The sequence below is a fragment of the Thermogemmatispora sp. genome (assembly GCF_019683755.1).
Taxonomy (GTDB): Bacteria; Chloroflexota; Ktedonobacteria; order Ktedonobacterales; family Ktedonobacteraceae; genus Thermogemmatispora.
Genome location: NZ_JADGHT010000002.1, coordinates 36,210 through 51,895, shown reverse-complemented (window position 1 = coordinate 51,895; position 15,686 = coordinate 36,210). Strand labels below are relative to the sequence as shown.

Annotated in this window: 16 protein-coding genes and 1 pseudogene; 6 read left to right on the top strand and 11 right to left on the bottom strand. The window is 58.0% G+C overall.

Annotated elements, in window-relative coordinates; all coding sequences use genetic code 11:
- Window positions 1-113 precede the first annotated feature (113 nt).
- Window positions 114-548 (bottom strand): MaoC/PaaZ C-terminal domain-containing protein, encoded by a 435-nt coding sequence (locus IRZ24_RS00630; protein WP_297159556.1) that lies wholly within the window; start codon window positions 546-548, stop codon window positions 114-116.
- 445 nt (window positions 549-993) lie between these two features.
- On the bottom strand, window positions 994-1,479 hold the full coding sequence (locus IRZ24_RS00625; RefSeq protein ID WP_297159554.1) for a hypothetical protein: 486 nt from the start codon (window positions 1,477-1,479) through the stop codon (window positions 994-996).
- Between the two features lie 329 nt (window positions 1,480-1,808).
- On the opposite strand from IRZ24_RS00625, the gene IRZ24_RS19720 reads away from it, so the two are divergent.
- The 3 genes and pseudogenes from IRZ24_RS19720 (at window position 1,809) to IRZ24_RS00620 (ending at window position 3,534) form a co-directional block, all read left to right on the top strand.
- Window positions 1,809-2,090: a thiamine pyrophosphate-dependent enzyme gene (locus IRZ24_RS19720; RefSeq protein ID WP_366914207.1), complete on the top strand. Its 282-nt coding sequence runs from the start codon at window positions 1,809-1,811 to the stop codon at window positions 2,088-2,090.
- Window positions 2,091-2,171: 81 nt separating this feature from the next.
- Window positions 2,172-2,308 (top strand): annotated as a pseudogene (locus IRZ24_RS19715) (alpha-ketoacid dehydrogenase subunit beta); the annotation flags it as partial.
- A 452-nt stretch (window positions 2,309-2,760) separates the two neighbouring features.
- Entirely contained in the window at window positions 2,761-3,534 is a 774-nt protein-coding gene (locus IRZ24_RS00620) for a hypothetical protein (RefSeq protein ID WP_297159551.1), read from the top strand.
- A gap of 137 nt (window positions 3,535-3,671) precedes the next feature.
- Here IRZ24_RS00620 and ccsB read toward each other — a convergent pair whose 3' ends face one another.
- The 4 genes from ccsB to IRZ24_RS00600 all read right to left on the bottom strand — a co-directional run bounded on the left by ccsB (window position 3,672) and on the right by IRZ24_RS00600 (window position 7,431).
- Entirely contained in the window at window positions 3,672-4,754 is a 1,083-nt protein-coding gene (gene ccsB / locus IRZ24_RS00615; RefSeq protein ID WP_297159548.1) for a c-type cytochrome biogenesis protein CcsB, read from the bottom strand.
- Between the two features lie 297 nt (window positions 4,755-5,051).
- Window positions 5,052-5,615 carry a PadR family transcriptional regulator gene (locus tag IRZ24_RS00610; RefSeq protein WP_297159546.1) on the bottom strand — a complete coding sequence of 188 codons (564 nt, stop codon included), beginning with the start codon at window positions 5,613-5,615 and terminating at the stop codon, window positions 5,052-5,054.
- 288 nt (window positions 5,616-5,903) lie between these two features.
- A complete protein-coding gene (locus IRZ24_RS00605) occupies window positions 5,904-6,605 on the bottom strand; it encodes a VTT domain-containing protein (RefSeq protein WP_297159544.1) in 702 nt (233 codons plus the stop codon).
- Entirely contained in the window at window positions 6,592-7,431 is an 840-nt protein-coding gene (locus tag IRZ24_RS00600; protein ID WP_297159541.1) for a YjbE family putative metal transport protein, read from the bottom strand. The genes IRZ24_RS00605 and IRZ24_RS00600 overlap by 14 nt, the downstream gene beginning before the upstream one ends.
- 478 nt (window positions 7,432-7,909) lie before the next feature.
- Between IRZ24_RS00600 and IRZ24_RS00595 the strand changes: the two genes are divergently transcribed.
- Window positions 7,910-8,821 carry a glucosaminidase domain-containing protein gene (locus IRZ24_RS00595; protein WP_297159538.1) on the top strand — a complete coding sequence of 304 codons (912 nt, stop codon included), beginning with the start codon at window positions 7,910-7,912 and terminating at the stop codon, window positions 8,819-8,821.
- A 221-nt stretch (window positions 8,822-9,042) separates the two neighbouring features.
- On the opposite strand, the gene IRZ24_RS00590 is transcribed toward IRZ24_RS00595, so the two are convergent.
- From IRZ24_RS00590 to IRZ24_RS00570, 5 genes are all read right to left on the bottom strand, one after another.
- On the bottom strand, window positions 9,043-10,848 hold the full coding sequence (locus tag IRZ24_RS00590) for a lipid II flippase MurJ (protein WP_297159536.1): 1,806 nt from the start codon (window positions 10,846-10,848) through the stop codon (window positions 9,043-9,045).
- A 222-nt stretch (window positions 10,849-11,070) separates the two neighbouring features.
- The gene (locus tag IRZ24_RS00585) at window positions 11,071-11,685 is read right to left on the bottom strand and encodes an adenylyltransferase/cytidyltransferase family protein (protein WP_297159533.1); all 615 of its coding nucleotides are present in this window, start codon (window positions 11,683-11,685) and stop codon (window positions 11,071-11,073) included.
- Complete coding sequence (locus tag IRZ24_RS00580) at window positions 11,678-12,706, bottom strand: bifunctional ADP-heptose synthase (protein ID WP_297159526.1); 1,029 nt, start codon at window positions 12,704-12,706, stop codon at window positions 11,678-11,680. The genes IRZ24_RS00585 and IRZ24_RS00580 overlap by 8 nt, the downstream gene beginning before the upstream one ends.
- On the bottom strand, window positions 12,703-13,518 hold the full coding sequence (locus IRZ24_RS00575) for a WecB/TagA/CpsF family glycosyltransferase (RefSeq protein WP_297159525.1): 816 nt from the start codon (window positions 13,516-13,518) through the stop codon (window positions 12,703-12,705). The genes IRZ24_RS00580 and IRZ24_RS00575 overlap by 4 nt, the downstream gene beginning before the upstream one ends.
- 63 nt (window positions 13,519-13,581) lie before the next feature.
- On the bottom strand, window positions 13,582-13,872 hold the full coding sequence (locus IRZ24_RS00570; RefSeq protein WP_297159522.1) for a DUF503 domain-containing protein: 291 nt from the start codon (window positions 13,870-13,872) through the stop codon (window positions 13,582-13,584).
- A gap of 503 nt (window positions 13,873-14,375) precedes the next feature.
- Here IRZ24_RS00570 and upp point away from each other — a divergent pair.
- A complete protein-coding gene (upp, locus tag IRZ24_RS00565) occupies window positions 14,376-15,044 on the top strand; it encodes a uracil phosphoribosyltransferase (protein WP_366914208.1) in 669 nt (222 codons plus the stop codon).
- Between the two features lie 24 nt (window positions 15,045-15,068).
- Window positions 15,069-15,548, top strand: coding sequence for a hypothetical protein (locus IRZ24_RS00560; RefSeq protein WP_297159518.1), 480 nt, complete (start codon window positions 15,069-15,071; stop codon window positions 15,546-15,548).
- Window positions 15,549-15,686 lie beyond the last annotated feature (138 nt).

Below are 15,686 nucleotides of genomic sequence, written 5' to 3'. Positions count from 1 at the left end.
GGCAGTTGTAGATCGCCAGGTCGTACTGAAGCCGCAGGTCGGCGATGTCCCTGATGTTCCTGGCTTCGACCATGCGCAAACCTCCTTGTTAGTCGACCGGTGCAGTCACTCACTTAGGCGGATGGCAAAGAGACAACGGCCTCGCCGCTTGTCACTCGCTCGCCGCGCTGGTTTTCGGCCCAGCACTCGATGGTGACCTGCTCGCGCCCGTCAGGCTCGCGGCTGCGCCCCGTGACCAGACCACGGCAAGTCAAAACATCGCCCGGACGCACCATGTTGGCGAAGCGAACCTTGAAGCGAGTGAGCAAAGCATCGGGGTAAGCAGCAATCTGCTGCTCGATAAATTGACCGAGGAACGCCATGCTGAGCATACCATGAGCAATGACCCCATCTAGTCCAACGCGGCGCGCCGCCTCGTCGTCCAGATGAATGGGGTTGTAATCGCCAGAAGCTTCGGCATAGCGACGGAGTTGTTCGCGGGTAATTGGCGGCTTCACCAGTGGGGGAAGTTCTGTACCGATGGCTGCTTCAACAATGCTGCTACTCATAGCCTGCCTTTCGTTACTCTGGGGAGAGTGGACTCACGCCGTCCCACCAGGTTGATCCTCTCCGATCGCCCTGGTATTGGCTGAGGAGCACACACTCACTTACTCACCGACTGACACGCTTACGCAAGCAAGCACATGCGCTCGCCCTTACTTGCAGTTTGACTGCCAAGCAGGGCGGTGGCGGCAGCAACTGCTCTCGCTAAAGACTGTAACATGATCAAGCCGCTTAAGCAAGGGCCAGGGGAATGGCATGGCTGTCCCCCCTTTGCTCTTGTCCTGGCGGCATAGGGCGGCTCGCTAAGCTGTCAGGTAAGCGGGTCCTAAAGCATTCGACAAGCTTCACCTGAAGACTCCGATTCTGCTGCTATCTTGCCATGAAACATACGAGCAATAATCGAGACCGAGGAGGAAAAAGGCAAAGAGCTATCTGGGGGGGAGATAAGGCTTAGTCGGGGAGAAGCTGATTGCGCCACTCGCTCGGCGGTTCCTCGATCACTGCTGGCTGCCAACCAGGTTCCCCGTAAAGGATATCCCCTTTCCAGTCTGGGTTCTTGCGACAGAAGTGGTAACGAACGCGCCAGCGCTGGTTCAGGCGCTGCTTCTCGTGATAGGCCGTCTCTACTCCCAGGTGAAAGCTGAGCAGACGCGCGTAGTAGGGCTGCAAACGATACTCCAGATCATCGGTATCGAGGTCATGCTCCGTAAAAGCGAACTGCAGAGTGAAAACATAGGGATAGCTGAGCACCTCTGGCGCTCGCTCTTCTTCATCAAGGTAATGAATGAGAATGAGCATACCCAGCATTTCAAACTGATAGTAGAGCGCGTCTCGGCTTCGCTGTCGCGTGAAGGGAGGCAGGGAGAGCAGCGTACCTATCTCGCTGGCGAGTTGATGCAAGGGTTTCTCTGTTTTGATGAAGACCTGGAAAGACATACAGGTACTCCTTACAGGGGCGGAGATCCGAGGATAGTCGCGCCATCTGGGTGACAACCTGATTGATTGTGTCGTGTGCCTCATCTTACTGCTCATGAGGAGGCCTGTCAATGTTTATCATGTCAGCTCTTTCTTTGCCTTGACAGTGTCATAAGGGATCGAGTAGAGCTGAAACAGACAAGCAGACAGATAAAGCTGAGCCAGATGGCCTCGTCGTAGCCAACTCACTTGGGGAGGACTGGGAACGGTGAAGCAAGCGAACGAGTGTGTGAGGCTTGGCTGTTTTCCCTGCGCCAAAGTGATCCTGCCAGACACGCTATCCTCGGGCCTTGTACCTCTGCAGTCAAGAGCGCGCACTACAGGTCACGTCGTTGCGTGCAGAGCTGCATGCGACGTTTCCCGAAACTTCGAACGTTGCTCGCCTCTTCCACTTGCCCCTCCCGATTGTGATTGAAGACCATCTCTATGCAGACTCGACCCCGAAGTGGGCGGCCCTCGCTACAGCCCATCATTTTCAACGCGCTCAAAGCTTCAATGTCCCCGCATACGTTGTCGATGGGAGGGACGTTATCGAGGTCCTCCGTGTAGCCAAAGAGGAGATCGCGAGATGAGGTACAGCGGAAGGCGGAAGCGGCCATTCAATTTGCAGAGAGCAGCCCGTTGTCAGAGCCGAAAGAGGCTTTTGTGAGGGTCTTCCAATGAGAAAGCTCAGAGTACCCGATGTACCAATCCCCCCTTTTCGGAGCCGTTGGAGAGCGCCGTCATTCCCAGCGGCCAACGCATCTATGAGGCTGCTCGCAGCCTGGTCGATGCAAAGGCGATGGCCTGAGAAGGGTGAAGACGAGCGAGGAGAAGCAAGCCTCCCTTATTTCTCGCTCCTTCTCGTTCTGAGGCGCGGGTAGGGCTGGGCTGACCGGCCCTGCCTGTGTTTTTCTTTTGAGACAGGGAAACTTGCAGCCCTTGGCTCCCCTTGCTATACTGGGCAAAGGCTGATGGTCAGACTCTGCCAGCTAGCCGCAGCGCAGAGGAGCAAAGGAGAAGCAGGCAGGGCAAGTTAAACGCGGTAGGGCTATCTCTCGTGTTGTAGGTGAAGGGTCCTGACGCTGTGTGGAGCCTGACTAGACCTGCTTTGATGTGGCTACTAGGTGGGCATGGCTTGCGTTCAACGCTCACAGCGAGCTGTTCGGCTTGTTTAGCTGAGAGAGTAGAGCAACGCTGCGAGTTATGAGCAGGCGCGCCTGCCTTGACCAAGACGCAAACACTTAAGGGCAACGGAATCATATGGCTGCGAAACGCAAGCCCGGCTTGCCGGCCCTTCCGCCTGTGCAAGCCGGTCCCATTCTGCATGCCACACCGCTGGTGGAGCGCTGGTTTTGGCACTACTGGCAGCGCTTAGGGCTGCCAGAGAGCGAGCTAGCGCTGTTAGCGCTGACCCAGGATCGTCGTGAGTACCAGCGCTGGACAGGCAAGCGACTGAACTTCATGGTACTCGGCTGCTATTGCTATGTACAATTCGCGGGGAAGGTCAGCTCTTCCATGGCTGATCGTGCCAGTTGCAAGCCTGGTCAAACGGAGGGCAGGCGTGCGAGTGCGATGGTCCCACTGCCGGGCTTTAGCGAAGGGTCGCTCTCTCGTCCAGCAGTCATGGAGGGAGCGAGTGAGCTAGCACGCCATCGGCACTGTATTTTCATTGAACCGGATATGCAGCCGCGTTCCATTGAGGTCACGGTCGCTCACGAGCTGATTCATCTCGCCGATCGCGTGCGCGGAACCCCACGGCGCCATCGCCATCATGGCTATGATTCCATTGCCGCCGATGAGGCTGCGATCACTGGCTATGACCTGGAAGAGCTAAGGCGGCTACTTCATGAAGAAAGCGCCCGTCGTGAGCAGCTTCGACGGGCGCGAGCGCCTCTGCGCTATATTTATGTCTGCCCCAACTGCGGCAAAGAATACCCGCGTGCCCGCCGCTACAGTCGTCCTGTCTCGTGCAGTCTCTGCGACAAAGCCTATAACCCGCGTTATCGGCTGCTACTTGCGCGCGAGTTGCTCTGAAGAGGATGCCAGAAACGAGGAGCAGCAACGAAATTGCTCTGGTCTCGTATCAGTCGAGACCAGAGCAGCGGCAGAGGAGATAGAAGAGAACCTGTGCTACGGCCAGGCCATCGCACTGGCTAGGCCATGACCTGCTGCTACTTAGCATAACTATGCAGACTGGGTACCAGGAAACTCACACCGTAGTAGGTGAAGAGCGTAGCGGCGAAGCCAATGACCAACAGCCAACCAATGCGCTTGCCGCGCCAGCCGCGGATGCCGCGCGCATGCAGGTAGACGGCATAGATCAGCCACGTGATAAGGGCTGACGTTTCCTTGGGGTCCCAGCTCCAGAAATGGCCCCAGGCATAGTTAGCCCAGTAGGCGCCCAGGATCAAATTGAGGGCCAGCAAGGGAAAACCAATGATCACCGCCTTATAGCCAAGCTCATCAGCGGCCTCTGCGGAGGGCAACCAGGCGATGCGCTGGCCGCTGCCGCCCTGAAGCAAGATAATCAGGCCAGTCCCGAAGGCCACACTGAACAGGGCATAAGCGAAGATGGCCATCGAGACATGCAGGGTCAGAATAGGCTGATCCTGAAGAGCAGGAATCAACTGCGACGAACCAGTAATCAGATTATAGGTGGTGCCGACATAGATCGCGATAACCAGGGTCACCACCGAGAGCAGGCAGACATAAAGACCCCAGGCGCGCACACGTTCATGGAAGCGGGCCTCGAAAAGGAGATAGCAGAGCAGCAGGGCCGCCGTAAAGCTGACGCTGAACTCAAAAAGATTGCTCCAGGGAGCATGGCCCGTTACAATGGTGCGCAGCCCTTGTGAAAGAACCAGGGTCAGCGCCGCGAACCAACCGACCGTCGTGCCAATGCGCCCAACGGCGATCAAGCTGCGGCTCAGGGGGATCGGCTTTTCGCCGTCGGGCTGCTCATTAAGAATAACCTCCTGGCGTACCAGAGTGGCGACGCTGCCTTCACCATCCACTGCAGCGACGGCAGCAGTCTGCTTGGCGCTCTGAGCCACCCTTTGGTCTTTGCTCCGTTGACGCTGCACCTGGCGGGTTACCTGCTTAGCCAAGCGAGCGGTGCCGATCGTATACCAGAGATAGGCCACCGTCATGACGCCGATCATACAAAGGCCAGTAGTGAAAAGATACTTAGACAACGTCGCCAGCCCCTGCAAGGCCGCCGTCTCGCTACTGGCCGTCACCATGAAAAGCTGCATCGCTAACCTCATTGATCATGTCATATCAGGACTGTCTGGCTGATTCAATGCGTCTCACTTTCCACATCTTTCGCGCATCAAAGGCGCGGAAAGAAGAGAGGTCAACGTAAGGCTGGGATCTGATTATTAGAGATAGTAGCATAGCTGAGGAGGGGCGTCAAATGAACGAAAGTGGCACGGAGGAGCACACCATAGTGGTGCGGGAATGGCGTCAGAACGCAAGCCGCTCGCCCTAAGGCACCCAGGAGCAAAGCAGCGATCAGCTTGTCTAACTACGGCGATCTCTCTCCCCTTCACCTATGAAGAGGTCCCCACGGGACTATAATCGTGCAGCAGCTCTTGCAGCCAGGCGATCAGAGCACGTGTCTGATGAATGCGGCTGCGGAGCACGACGCGATCGAAGAAGGTCAGGTCCTGAGCGGGTGCGCGCTGCTCCTGGCCCTTTGGTAACTCTTCGAGATGGCGCAGGAAGGCCTGACAAGCGGCGATCTGGCGCTCGATCAGCGCGGGCATCTCTTCAGGCAAAACATGCCGGATAAAATACAGCTTCAGTAAGAAGAGGATACGAATATCGCGCGGGCGCTCGACCGGCTCTGTCAACCAGTGGCGGAAATAATCCCTGCCAGCGGAGGTAAGGTGAAAAACCTTCCGTGGGGGGCGCGAGCCTTGTGGCTCCAGCTTCGCAGCAATATAGTTGAGCCGCTCCAGCTTCTTAAGAAAAGCGTACATCTGGCTCATTTCCAGGTGGACAATCTGGCCCAGCGTGCCGCCCTGGAAATGCTGGAACATCTCATAGCCATGCATGGGGCGCGCCTCCAGCAGCCCCAGAATGGCATATTCGGCAGGCTCGCTGACGTGCATACGCCGCTCCTCTCGTGCAACGACCTGGCCTCTGGCTGGCTGGCGCGGTCTATGCTCTCATTATAGTCTACTCCAGAGAAATGGGGCAAGCCATCGCTCCGGTTGAGGGCAGCCGTTCTGGAGCGAAACCTGGCACAGAGAGGCCAGCGATAGACGAGCGCGATAGAGGAGCAGGAGATAGTAAGCGGGGAGAACAAAAAGGTAGCCCAGGTAAGAGCCACTTGAGCCGCAGACCGGCAAGCTACCCTTGATCCAGTGACGGGAGGCGGGCCAGGCCTGGTTAACTGATCAAGGCAAGCGCTGCTCCGTCTTGGCGAGAGGGCGTGAGCCTACCTGTCTGTTCCTGCGACCTCGTCGGCTTCCCTGACTCAGAGATCGGGCAGTGAGCCAGGCCATGCCAAAGCCGAGCAGCAGCAAGAGAAGCGCCCAACTGCTGCCTTGAAGCAACCGGCTCAGCAGAGCGTACTCACTGGCCAGCAGGTAGCCGAGGCCGCAGTAGAGTAGGCTCCACAAGCCGGCGGCCAGCAGTTCCCACAGCAGGAAGCGCCGGTAGCGCATGGCCAGCATACCAGCACTCATAGCAGTCAATGAGCGCATATGGCCGACCAGATGGGAGAGCAGGATCGCCTTACCTCCATGACGCTGAAGCCAACGCCGCGCCAACCGCAAGCGAGCGGCCAGGCGCCAGCGCCGGTCAACAGAGCGGGGGAGACGGCGATGCAAGGCCTTAACCAACAGCAGGCGTCCCACAAGATAGTCGCAGTGGTAGCCGAGCACAGTACCTAGCCAGACACAGAAGAACACACCAACAATCTCGAGCTGACCCGTGCGAGCCAGGAAAGCGGCCAGCAGAGCCAGGGAACCGCCCGGCAATAACAACCCCAGCAGAGCCGTATTCTCACTCAAGGCTCCCAGCAGCGCGGCGGCATAACCATACTGCTCATAGAACTCCACTAACTTGGTCAGTGCCTTATCGCTAAGATCGTTCATTGGTCCCTCGCTGGGGGAGCGCCTGATCTCGAGAGGTACCTGTTGCTGCGGGCTGCGATCCTGCCGGTGTCGCAGATGGAGAAGAAACGGCAACCGGAGAAGACGAGCGACGGGCGCGCAGCCGCAGCGCGACATCGACGGCCAGCACCAGACCAAGACAGAGGGCGTAGATGACATACTCGCTCCACCAGGCCTGCTTGAGGAATGGCCCCAGGCGCAGATCACCCAGGATCATATGTCCCGCTGTCCAGCCCAGCACCAGCGCCGCCAGATCAAGCAGCCAGGGAAGACGTCCGATCAGCTCTGCAACCAGAGCGCTTCCAAAGAGCAGAATGAGCAGGCTCAAGAAGATACCCGCCGCTAGCAAGAGCAGATTGCCATGAGCCAAGGCTCCGACGGCAATCACATTATCCAGGCTCATTGTGACATCTGCGATGATGATAGTGAGCAGAGCCTGCCACAGGGAAGGCATACCTTCCCTCGCTGGCGCTCCGGTCCCAGACTGAGGCTGAGCGGCGCCGTGAGGACTGGCTGGCGTTGCATCTTTGTCCGGATGATTAATCCGTTCCATCAGCAAATGAAGCGCGATGTAAAGAAGCACCGCGCCCCCCACCGCCTGTAGAAGCGGTATGGTCAACAGCAGAGTCGCAGCCACTGCAAAAAGGATACGCAAAACCACTGCGCCACCACCTCCCAGCAGAATAGCCAGCCAGCGTTCTCGCCGTGGTAAACGAGCCGCCGCCGCGCCGATGACCAGAGCGTTATCGCCACTAAGTACCAGGTCAATCAGAACAATACCGCCAATAGCACCAAGGAATTCCAGCACCGTTTTCCTCTTTCCTCGTCTCCTGGCTAATGTACTCCCTTGCCTCTTTTTTTCCTTTTGTCGGCGCCTGGATGCGCCATAACCTGAGCTGGCCTCTATCAGAAGACGCCCAGGTCTGATACCCTGTCTACTCCAAGCAGACTGGTCCAAGCTCAGGCTACAAGCTTTGCCGCAATGCAAAGTTCCTAGTGGGAAGTACGGTGGACAGGCGCCTCTAGTTGTCAGCAATCCTACTGACAGCACAGCCAGGGCAGAAGTTACCTGAAAGTAGTGACTCTCTTCCCTTGTAATCAAGGGCCTCAACTGGCATTTTTAGCAGGTCTATGGTATGCTCTCTAGTGCCAGGACAAGTACAAATAGATGTCAACCCATCGCTGCACAGCATGCAGTTACTCCTTGCATCCGTGCGAGGCACTGTGCTACAATAGCCACGCCTTTGCATTGCAAGACAAGAACAAAAGTTCTAAGAGGCCTGTGCATGGCTAACGGGAGCAGCTACGGACGCAATAGCCGATCAGAAGAACAACCGCTCTTATTTGAGCCGCCGCGGCGCAGGGCGACGCGCATCCTGCCCTCGGACGATGGAGTAGTCACGGAGCCCCCGTATAAACGGGGGCGATCACCGATGCCGGTGACCACCATTCAATTGCCAGAAAGCCGCCCTGTCCCGGCTCCGGGGCTGCTACGAGCGCACGGGCACTGGCTTGGGCCTTTTTTACTCTGCCTGAGCGCTGTAGTGCTTGGTCTGCTGGTCATGCTAAGCGCCGTCCTTTATGAAAGGAGCGCTCATCTCGATCTTGTCACCGTACCTGGCCAGGTCTATCCTGTCCAGATTGGGGGTTCTTTCGATGCCTTCAACACCTGGGAGGCCAGTACCGGCCCGCTGCCTCCCAAACAAAGCATTCCCTCTCATCCGGGTCCCTACTCGGTTCTGGGGAAACCAACCATCACCGTCGACTTTATTAATAAGGTGCTGGCGGCCTATCATTCGCCTGCGGCGGGCAAAGGGAAGGCCCTCTACGATTATGGGGTGCAATATGGCATCGACCCAGTCTACGCGCTGGCCTTCTTTATGCATGAAAGTACCTTTGGCACCCAGGGAGTGGCGCGTGAAACTAAATCGCTCGGCAACATCCGCTGTATTCCTACTCGCCCCTGTACCAGCCCCGACGGTCACGGTTTTGCCATCATGTATAGCTGGGAGGATGGGTTCCTCCAGTGGTACAAGCTGATTCGCAATCTTTACGTAGCCCAGTGGGGGCTTGTAACCATTGAGCAGATCATACCCAAGTATGCACCGGCTGCCGATCACAACGACGAGAAAGCCTATATTCGGGCAGTTGAGCACGCCGTCGATACCTGGCGTGCAGGGAACATTTACGTGATCTGAAGCTCTGCCAACCTCACTGCGCGGCTGCCTTTACTGATTGACTGAGTCACCTGAGCTGCTGGCACTACATCCCTGGCGGCTGTTATCTACAAGCTGAGAGAGCTGGCGAGCCTGCTCAGCCCGTTTCCCTGGTCCTGACCACTGTAGCTGGCTCTGGCCGCGCTGGCCGGGCAGGGGCGCACGACTGAGCGAGGCTGGCCAGAGAAAGGTTGGTAAGAACCCTATTTCTTTCCCAGCTTGGCCATCACAGCGCGGGTGAGTAGGTGAATCTCCTCAACTCGCAGCACGAGAATACAGGAAAAGTAGACTGCGACAGCCAGCCCACCGGTGACAACCACCGTCAGGAAGGCGCCTAAAGTCGTCGCCGACGAGAAGAGCGGCAGATGTCCCAGGCCCATCTGTAGCAGCCAGGCGGTAACGCTCATAATGGCGGCTGCCAGCAAGATTTTCCCCAAGGCTGGCAGAGTCTTACGCAGGCGAAGCGAGCCATGCTGTATGCGCCAGATCAGGAGCAGGATCAGCGCGTGCGAAGAATTTTGCACCGTATTGGCGAAAGCCAGGGCGGGCATGCCAATTGTGCTGTATCCCGGCAGAGCGACAGCGAGGTACCCAAAAATCGTAATGAAGCCCACGGCAACCGGCACGACGGTATTTTTGCGTGCAAAGAAAGCGGCCATCAGTAGCTGATCAATAGCCACAAAGGGTAACTGGTAGGCGTAATTCTGCAAGGCTGTCGCTGCCAGAATGGTATCATGCTGAGTATAGCGACCGTGGCGATAAATGAGATCGCAGATCGGTTGGCGCAGAATGATCAGCCCCAGGGCCGCCGGAATCATGACCAGCAAGCCCAGGCGGATACCGGCCATCAGCGTCTCTTTGAATTGCTCCTCCTCGCCTGCATTGGCCTGCACTGAGAGCAGCGGCAGAATCGAAAAGGCCAGGGCCGAGGCCACCAGCCCGACCGGAAACTGCAGCAAGCGCGTAGCGTTTTGCAAAGCGGTGACATTGGCTGCCCCGTCGCCGGGAGTCAGCGAGGCCAGATGCAGATCGAAGTTAGCCAGCAACACATTGAGGACAAAATAACTGACAGCCACTGGAGCATAGAGCTTTAGAATGCGTGGAATGCCTGGGTGGCGCACATGAAAAGTGAAGAGATAGCCGAGCTTCTGACGCCGGATGCCTGGTAAAAGCAAGAGGATCTCGCCCGCGGCTCCCAGCAGCACGCCGCAGGCGATGCCATACTGGCCAAAGTGCTGCTCGCCCACCAGAGCACCGACAATGACGCCAATAATGATCCCGATGTGGAAGGCGGCGGTCGCGAAGGCTGGCCAGCCGAACTCTCGCAAGGTATACAGAGCGGCTAAAAGCACGGAAAATGGTCCCAGGCCAACCAGGGAGAAGAAAATGATCTGCGAGTAGTGCAGGGTCAGTGTTCTCTCCGCCCCCGTGTAGCCCTGAGCAATGAAATTGACGAAGAATGGTGCGAGCAAGGCATAGCCCGTGGCGATCAGCAGCATGAGAAGCGTGACAACATTCACCAGCGTAAAGACAAGCTGGCGAAACTCCTGGCGTTTCTCGGGGGCAACGTAGTCACTGAACGTAGGGATAAGAGCCTTATCGACTGCGCCGTTAATCACAAAGTCATAAAAGGTCTGCATGGAGACGCTAGCGGCCAAAAATGGCCCGGCGATACTTTTGCCCAGGGCCGCAATCACGATCTGGCGCACCATTCCCATGATGCTGCTCCCCAAGTTGCCGAGCATGACCAACGACGCCCCGCGCGCCACCTGGCCGTGAGGGCTAGAGGAGACTGCCACGGTGGATGCGGGCGCGGCCTTCGCCTCGCTCTGCTGTTCTACCTGCTCTAGCGCCACTGGTAGCGGTAGCTCTCCTTCTGCTGCTGGCGTGCCTGGTGTTCCAGATGTGCCGATACCTACTGTGATGAGCGGCAAAGAGTCTTTCTGCGCCTGCAATCGCTCAACTTCGTTTTCTGCATGAGTAGATTGCTGTGCTTCATAATCTGCCATAGGTTGGACCGATCCTATCTCCATGCGATTTAAAACTTGGGCCTTGGCTAACTGGCAGGCCACAGCACAATCGACTGGTAGGTCAGGGCTAGCGGTCTGCTACTGACTACGCTGACTAAGGAGCGTACCCCGAACCAGGTGGTTCAGGTCAACGTGGGCCAGCTAACCAGGTTAGTGCGAGCAAATTCAACAAGCACAATATCGACTGATCAAAATCAGCGGTCATGGCAGGCGCTTAATAGCCATGATCAGCTCTGTTGTCGAGTGGTGTGCCAGATATGGGATCAGGCGCACGCTGCCACCATAGGTCTGGACTATTCTGGCTTCTGGTAGGCGGCTAAAATCAGGCTGGCCGGGATTAGCCTCTGTCGAGGAGGCGGCATAGTCGCCTCCTTTCACATAGATCGCTGGGCGCAGCAGGGTCACCAGGTCACAGGCCGTTGGCTCCTCAAAGATAGTCACATAGTCGACACAAGCCAGGGCAGCCAGGATCTCCGCTCGCTCTTCCTGGGGAACCAGCGGCCGCCCAGGACCCTTCAGCGTTCGCACACTCTCATCGCTGTTAAGAGCAACAATCAGGAAGTCACCCAGAGCGCGAGCCTCCTGAAGATAGCGCACATGACCGAGGTGGAGCAGATCAAAGCAGCCGTTGGTGAAAACGGCGCGCTCTCCAGCTTGCTGACGCCGATGCACCAGCGCTGCTAACTGCTCGCGTTCCATAATCTTAGCCTGTGTTGCCGCCAGTGCCCCAGTACCGTAAGAAGAGTGAGAAGCTCCTGCGGCGCTGTGGATGCCGACACTGCCGATTGTTAGATCGGATTCTCCGCAGTTACTCATGCAAAGCATCCATTAATTCTTCAGGTGTATTGCTGGCGCAGCCGAGGCGACGCACCACCAGTGCGGCGGCGACGTTCGAAAGAAAGGCGGCCTCAGCCATCGTGGCGCCAGCGGTCAGGGCCAGCGTGAAAGTTGCGGCCACTGTATCGCCAGCACCATTGGTATCAACCACCTCGCTGCTGTGGCGATTCAGACGATAAACCGGCAAATGCAGCGGCTCCTTGCCGATCTCGAACAGGCTCATACCCTCGCTTCCGCGCGTGATGAGCACACCGCGGGCCTGGCTGCCCTCCAGTAGGCGCCGCCCTGCCTCGTTCAGCTCCTCCTCATTATGGATCGTCATGCCTAGCGTGGCCTCGGCCTCCGGCTGGTTAGGAGTCAAGGCTGTGACACCCTGGAAGCGGAAAAGCGAGCCATGCGAATCGACCACGATAATCTTGCCCAGTTCGCGCGCCAAAGGCAAGCAAGCAGCGATGATATCGGGACTAATGACGCCATTCTCGTAGTCGGCGACCATGACTGCGTCCATCGAGGGGAGCATGCGCTGAATATAAGCGATGATCTGGCTCTTGCAGGGTTCTGTGACCTCCGACGTATCGACGCGGTCCAGGCGCACGATGTGCTGACGCACTACTTGCGGACTGCCGGCCAGAATACGTGTCTTTGTAGATGTTGGGCGACTGGGATCGGTAAAGAGGCCTTCCTGGTGGATGCCCCAATCGCGGATTGCCTGGCGAAGGCGGGCGCCGGGGGCATCATCGCCAACCACACCAGCTAAAAAGACCTCGGCTCCCAGGGCGCGCGCATTGACGGCTACATTGGTAGCGCCGCCTGGGATTGTGCGCTCCTCGCTCAGCTCGAGGATCAAGACCGGAGCCTCACGCGCGATGCGGGTCGGGCGCCCAATCAAATACTCATCAGCGACCATATCGCCGATGACCAGCACGCGCTTGCCGGCGAAAGAGGAAATAAGAGAGCGCAGGTGTTCAAGCCTGCTGGAGTCAAGCTCTGGCTGCATCATGCCTGTGACTGCCTTCCTCGTCCCGTGAAGATGACCACCAGTGCAAAGCGGGGCAGAGCCAGCATGCGGCGCCAGCGCCACGGCTCGCGATAGAGGCGATAGAGCCATTCCAGGCCCAGGCGCTGCCAGGCGCGGGGTGCCCGCTTCTTACGGCCCGAAAGGAAATCGAAGGCGCCGCCAACTCCCATTGCCACAGCCACCGGCAAGCGCGACAGATTGCGCCAGATCCACAGCTCCTGAGCGGGAGCGCCGTAGGCCACGCAGAGCAGGTCAGCCTGAGCGGCGGCCAGACGCTGCAGAATCGCCTCCTCTTCGGCAGGGTCAGGCGAACCGGCGTAAGTACCGGCGATCTGTAAGCCGGGAAAGCGCGCGCAGAGGCGAGCGGCAGTAGCCTCGGCTACGCCGGGAGCGGCGCCTAGCAAATAGAGGCGATAACCGTGGGCGGCGCAGCGCTCCGCCAGAGCCGGAATTAGATCAGTGCCTGTAATGCGCTCCGGGGCGGGCTGGCCCAGGTAGCGTGTGGCCCAGACCACGCCAATGCCATCAGGCACGTTCAAAGCGGCCTCATTGATAGCCCTGCGAAAGGCGGGATTACGCTGCGCCTCCATCACGAACTCTGGGTTGACAGTCACGATCTGACAACAGGGCAAACAGTTGCCGCTGGCGCGCCGGCGGCGGATCTGCTCCTCAATAAAGGCGAGAGCCTCCTCCTGCGTAACGCGATCGATACGCACGCCGAGCACAGAGACGGAGCGTATTCCCCTCCGGCTCTGGCTAGGCGTGCTCGCCACGTGCTCTAGTGATGACATCATGCCTGTCTTGCTTCTCTGATGCTCAGCTCGATGAGGCGAGCCTGGCGGGGGCGGGCATCACCATCACCAGCTCATAATTTCGGTCCTGGCGTCGGTCACAATCACATCGGGGCGTGTCTCCTCGATGAAGCGCCAGACATGATCAAGCACCTCTTCGGCGTGTTGACTGCTGGTGCTCACATAGCACAGCCCCAGGTGCGCGATCTGCCAGCGATCATGTCCATCCACCTCGGCGATCGCTACCTCGAACTGATTGCGCACGCGCGCCATGATCGATTTGAGAACCTGCCGTTTGGCCTTGAGCGAGTGGCACGACGGCAGATGCAATGTGATTTGACAGACTCCCACGACCATGAGGCTAGTATAGCACAGTCGGTCAGCTAACGCGATCTGCTCAAGTTCACTATCCCGGTCTCAAGTTCCCGATCCAGCCTGGCTCATTCCCCCTATGGGAAGCGTCCTGATAGCGCCTTGATGTGCTGTCTCCTCAGTCGCTCACTGCCCCTCTTTGGCTCACGCAGATGCTGCTGCCGGATTAAGGAAGGCCCGTGCGGCGCAGCTTGTACGCATGCTCATCCTCGCTGTCGTGCACGACGCAAGGCCGAAGCAGCTTGGGGTAGGCAGAGCCGCTGGCTATGCCTGGCCGTTTGCCAGATGTCAGCTCATCATCTGCTGAACACTGAGCAGTTTGCTGGCCATTGGCAGGGTGGAACGGGATACTCTCGACGCCCTCAATTATGTCTGATAGAATGCATGAAGGCAACCATACAGGCCACTTTTCTTTGGCCAGGAGCATGTAAGGAGAAGGCGACATGACAGAAGTTGGTACCCGGCGCGAAGAACAGCCCGTACTCCCAATGCAGGGAGTGCCGCAGCCTCGCCGAGAAGAGGTGCTTCATCTACCGCGTGTGCATATATCGAATCACCCAGTGGTGGCGCATAAAATGACGGCGCTGCGCGATAAACGCACGCCACCAACCGAGTTCTATCGCCTGCTCAAGGAGATCGGCGCCTTGCTCGCCTATGAGGCCACGGCAACGCTCTCACTGGAGCCGGTGGAAGTTGAGACACCGCTGCAGAAAACCATCGGTCAGCGGCTGGCCGGCGGTATTGGTATTACGCCGATTCTCCGTGCCGGCCTGGGGCTGGCGGAGGGGTTCCGTGAAGTCATCCCTGACGCTCAGGTCTGGCATCTGGGCTTGCGGCGCGATGAGCGGACGCTCAGAGCCCAAGAGTACTACAATCGGCTGCCGAGTACTGTCAATCTGCAGGTCTGCTATGCTGTCGACCCCATGCTGGCTACCGGCGGCTCGGCAATCGATGCCATTGCAATTCTGAAGCAGCGTCATATTCCGCGTATCTGCTATGTGGGCATTATCGCCGCCCCCTACGGACTGCTGCGGCTCTCTCAGGCTCATCCAGATATCGACATTTATATTGCCGCTCTTGATGAGAGCTTGAACGATTACGGCTTTATCCTGCCTGGCCTTGGTGACGCCGGCGATCGGCAGTTTGGCACTTTCTAAGGAAGGAGGATGGCGGGGGGCGCGATGTCGGATGTAAAGTATGAACCTGATCAGCCAGCTTCTGGAGCGGCTCAGAAGAGCGATGGTCAGGAGACAACTCTAGAGGAGGTCACAGTCTCTAGAGCAGCTTCCCAGACCAGTGGTCACGAGGCGCGGACTGAGGAGGGTGGACAACCCACGCCGGCGGCTGCTACTACTGCCGAGTGGGAAACCAACGGGGGGCCGTTAGGCTGCTGCCTCGGGGTGACTATCGGTCTCCTGCTCAGTCTCTCCCTCCCTGTAGCCACGCGTCTGATTGGCTCGCCAGTCACTGATTTCCTCAGTGGCGCTTTATTACGAATAGTAATGATTCTGGCTGCTCTGGTGGCGGCTAGCATCTGTGGCTACTTCGGCTGGAAGATTGGGCGGCGTCTCTACCGTGAATATGAGTTGAGTCCGCGCCAGCGGCGCCGTCTAGAAGAGCTAGAGCGCAAATATGCCCAGCGGCAGCGGCGACGCTTCTGAGGCGCTGTCTGAGGAGTAGGTGGCTGGCGAATGAATGCTAGAATGTCTTATCTGACCCGGGTCGGAGGGCGGGGAATGCCGGGGAAAGATGGGATGGTCTTATTTTTTTGCCCTTTGATACCTTGCTACGTCATATTA

Excerpts from the sequence above, each read along its gene's own strand:
- IRZ24_RS00630 (WP_297159556.1), bottom strand. The coding sequence starts at position 548 with ATGAGTAGCAGCATTGTTGAAGCAGCCATCGGTACAGAACTTCCCCCA.
- IRZ24_RS00625 (WP_297159554.1), bottom strand. The coding sequence starts at position 1,479 with ATGTCTTTCCAGGTCTTCATCAAAACAGAGAAACCCTTGCATCAACTC.
- IRZ24_RS00620 (WP_297159551.1), top strand. The coding sequence starts at position 2,761 with ATGGCTGCGAAACGCAAGCCCGGCTTGCCGGCCCTTCCGCCTGTGCAA.
- ccsB (WP_297159548.1), bottom strand. The coding sequence starts at position 4,754 with ATGCAGCTTTTCATGGTGACGGCCAGTAGCGAGACGGCGGCCTTGCAG.
- IRZ24_RS00610 (WP_297159546.1), bottom strand. The coding sequence starts at position 5,615 with ATGCACGTCAGCGAGCCTGCCGAATATGCCATTCTGGGGCTGCTGGAG.
- IRZ24_RS00605 (WP_297159544.1), bottom strand. The coding sequence starts at position 6,605 with ATGAACGATCTTAGCGATAAGGCACTGACCAAGTTAGTGGAGTTCTAT.
- IRZ24_RS00595 (WP_297159538.1), top strand. The coding sequence starts at position 7,910 with ATGGCTAACGGGAGCAGCTACGGACGCAATAGCCGATCAGAAGAACAA.
- IRZ24_RS00590 (WP_297159536.1), bottom strand. The coding sequence starts at position 10,848 with ATGGCAGATTATGAAGCACAGCAATCTACTCATGCAGAAAACGAAGTT.
- IRZ24_RS00585 (WP_297159533.1), bottom strand. The coding sequence starts at position 11,685 with ATGAGTAACTGCGGAGAATCCGATCTAACAATCGGCAGTGTCGGCATC.
- IRZ24_RS00580 (WP_297159526.1), bottom strand. The coding sequence starts at position 12,706 with ATGATGCAGCCAGAGCTTGACTCCAGCAGGCTTGAACACCTGCGCTCT.
- IRZ24_RS00575 (WP_297159525.1), bottom strand. The coding sequence starts at position 13,518 with ATGATGTCATCACTAGAGCACGTGGCGAGCACGCCTAGCCAGAGCCGG.
- IRZ24_RS00570 (WP_297159522.1), bottom strand. The coding sequence starts at position 13,872 with ATGGTCGTGGGAGTCTGTCAAATCACATTGCATCTGCCGTCGTGCCAC.
- upp (WP_366914208.1), top strand. The coding sequence starts at position 14,376 with ATGCAGGGAGTGCCGCAGCCTCGCCGAGAAGAGGTGCTTCATCTACCG.
- IRZ24_RS00560 (WP_297159518.1), top strand. The coding sequence starts at position 15,069 with ATGTCGGATGTAAAGTATGAACCTGATCAGCCAGCTTCTGGAGCGGCT.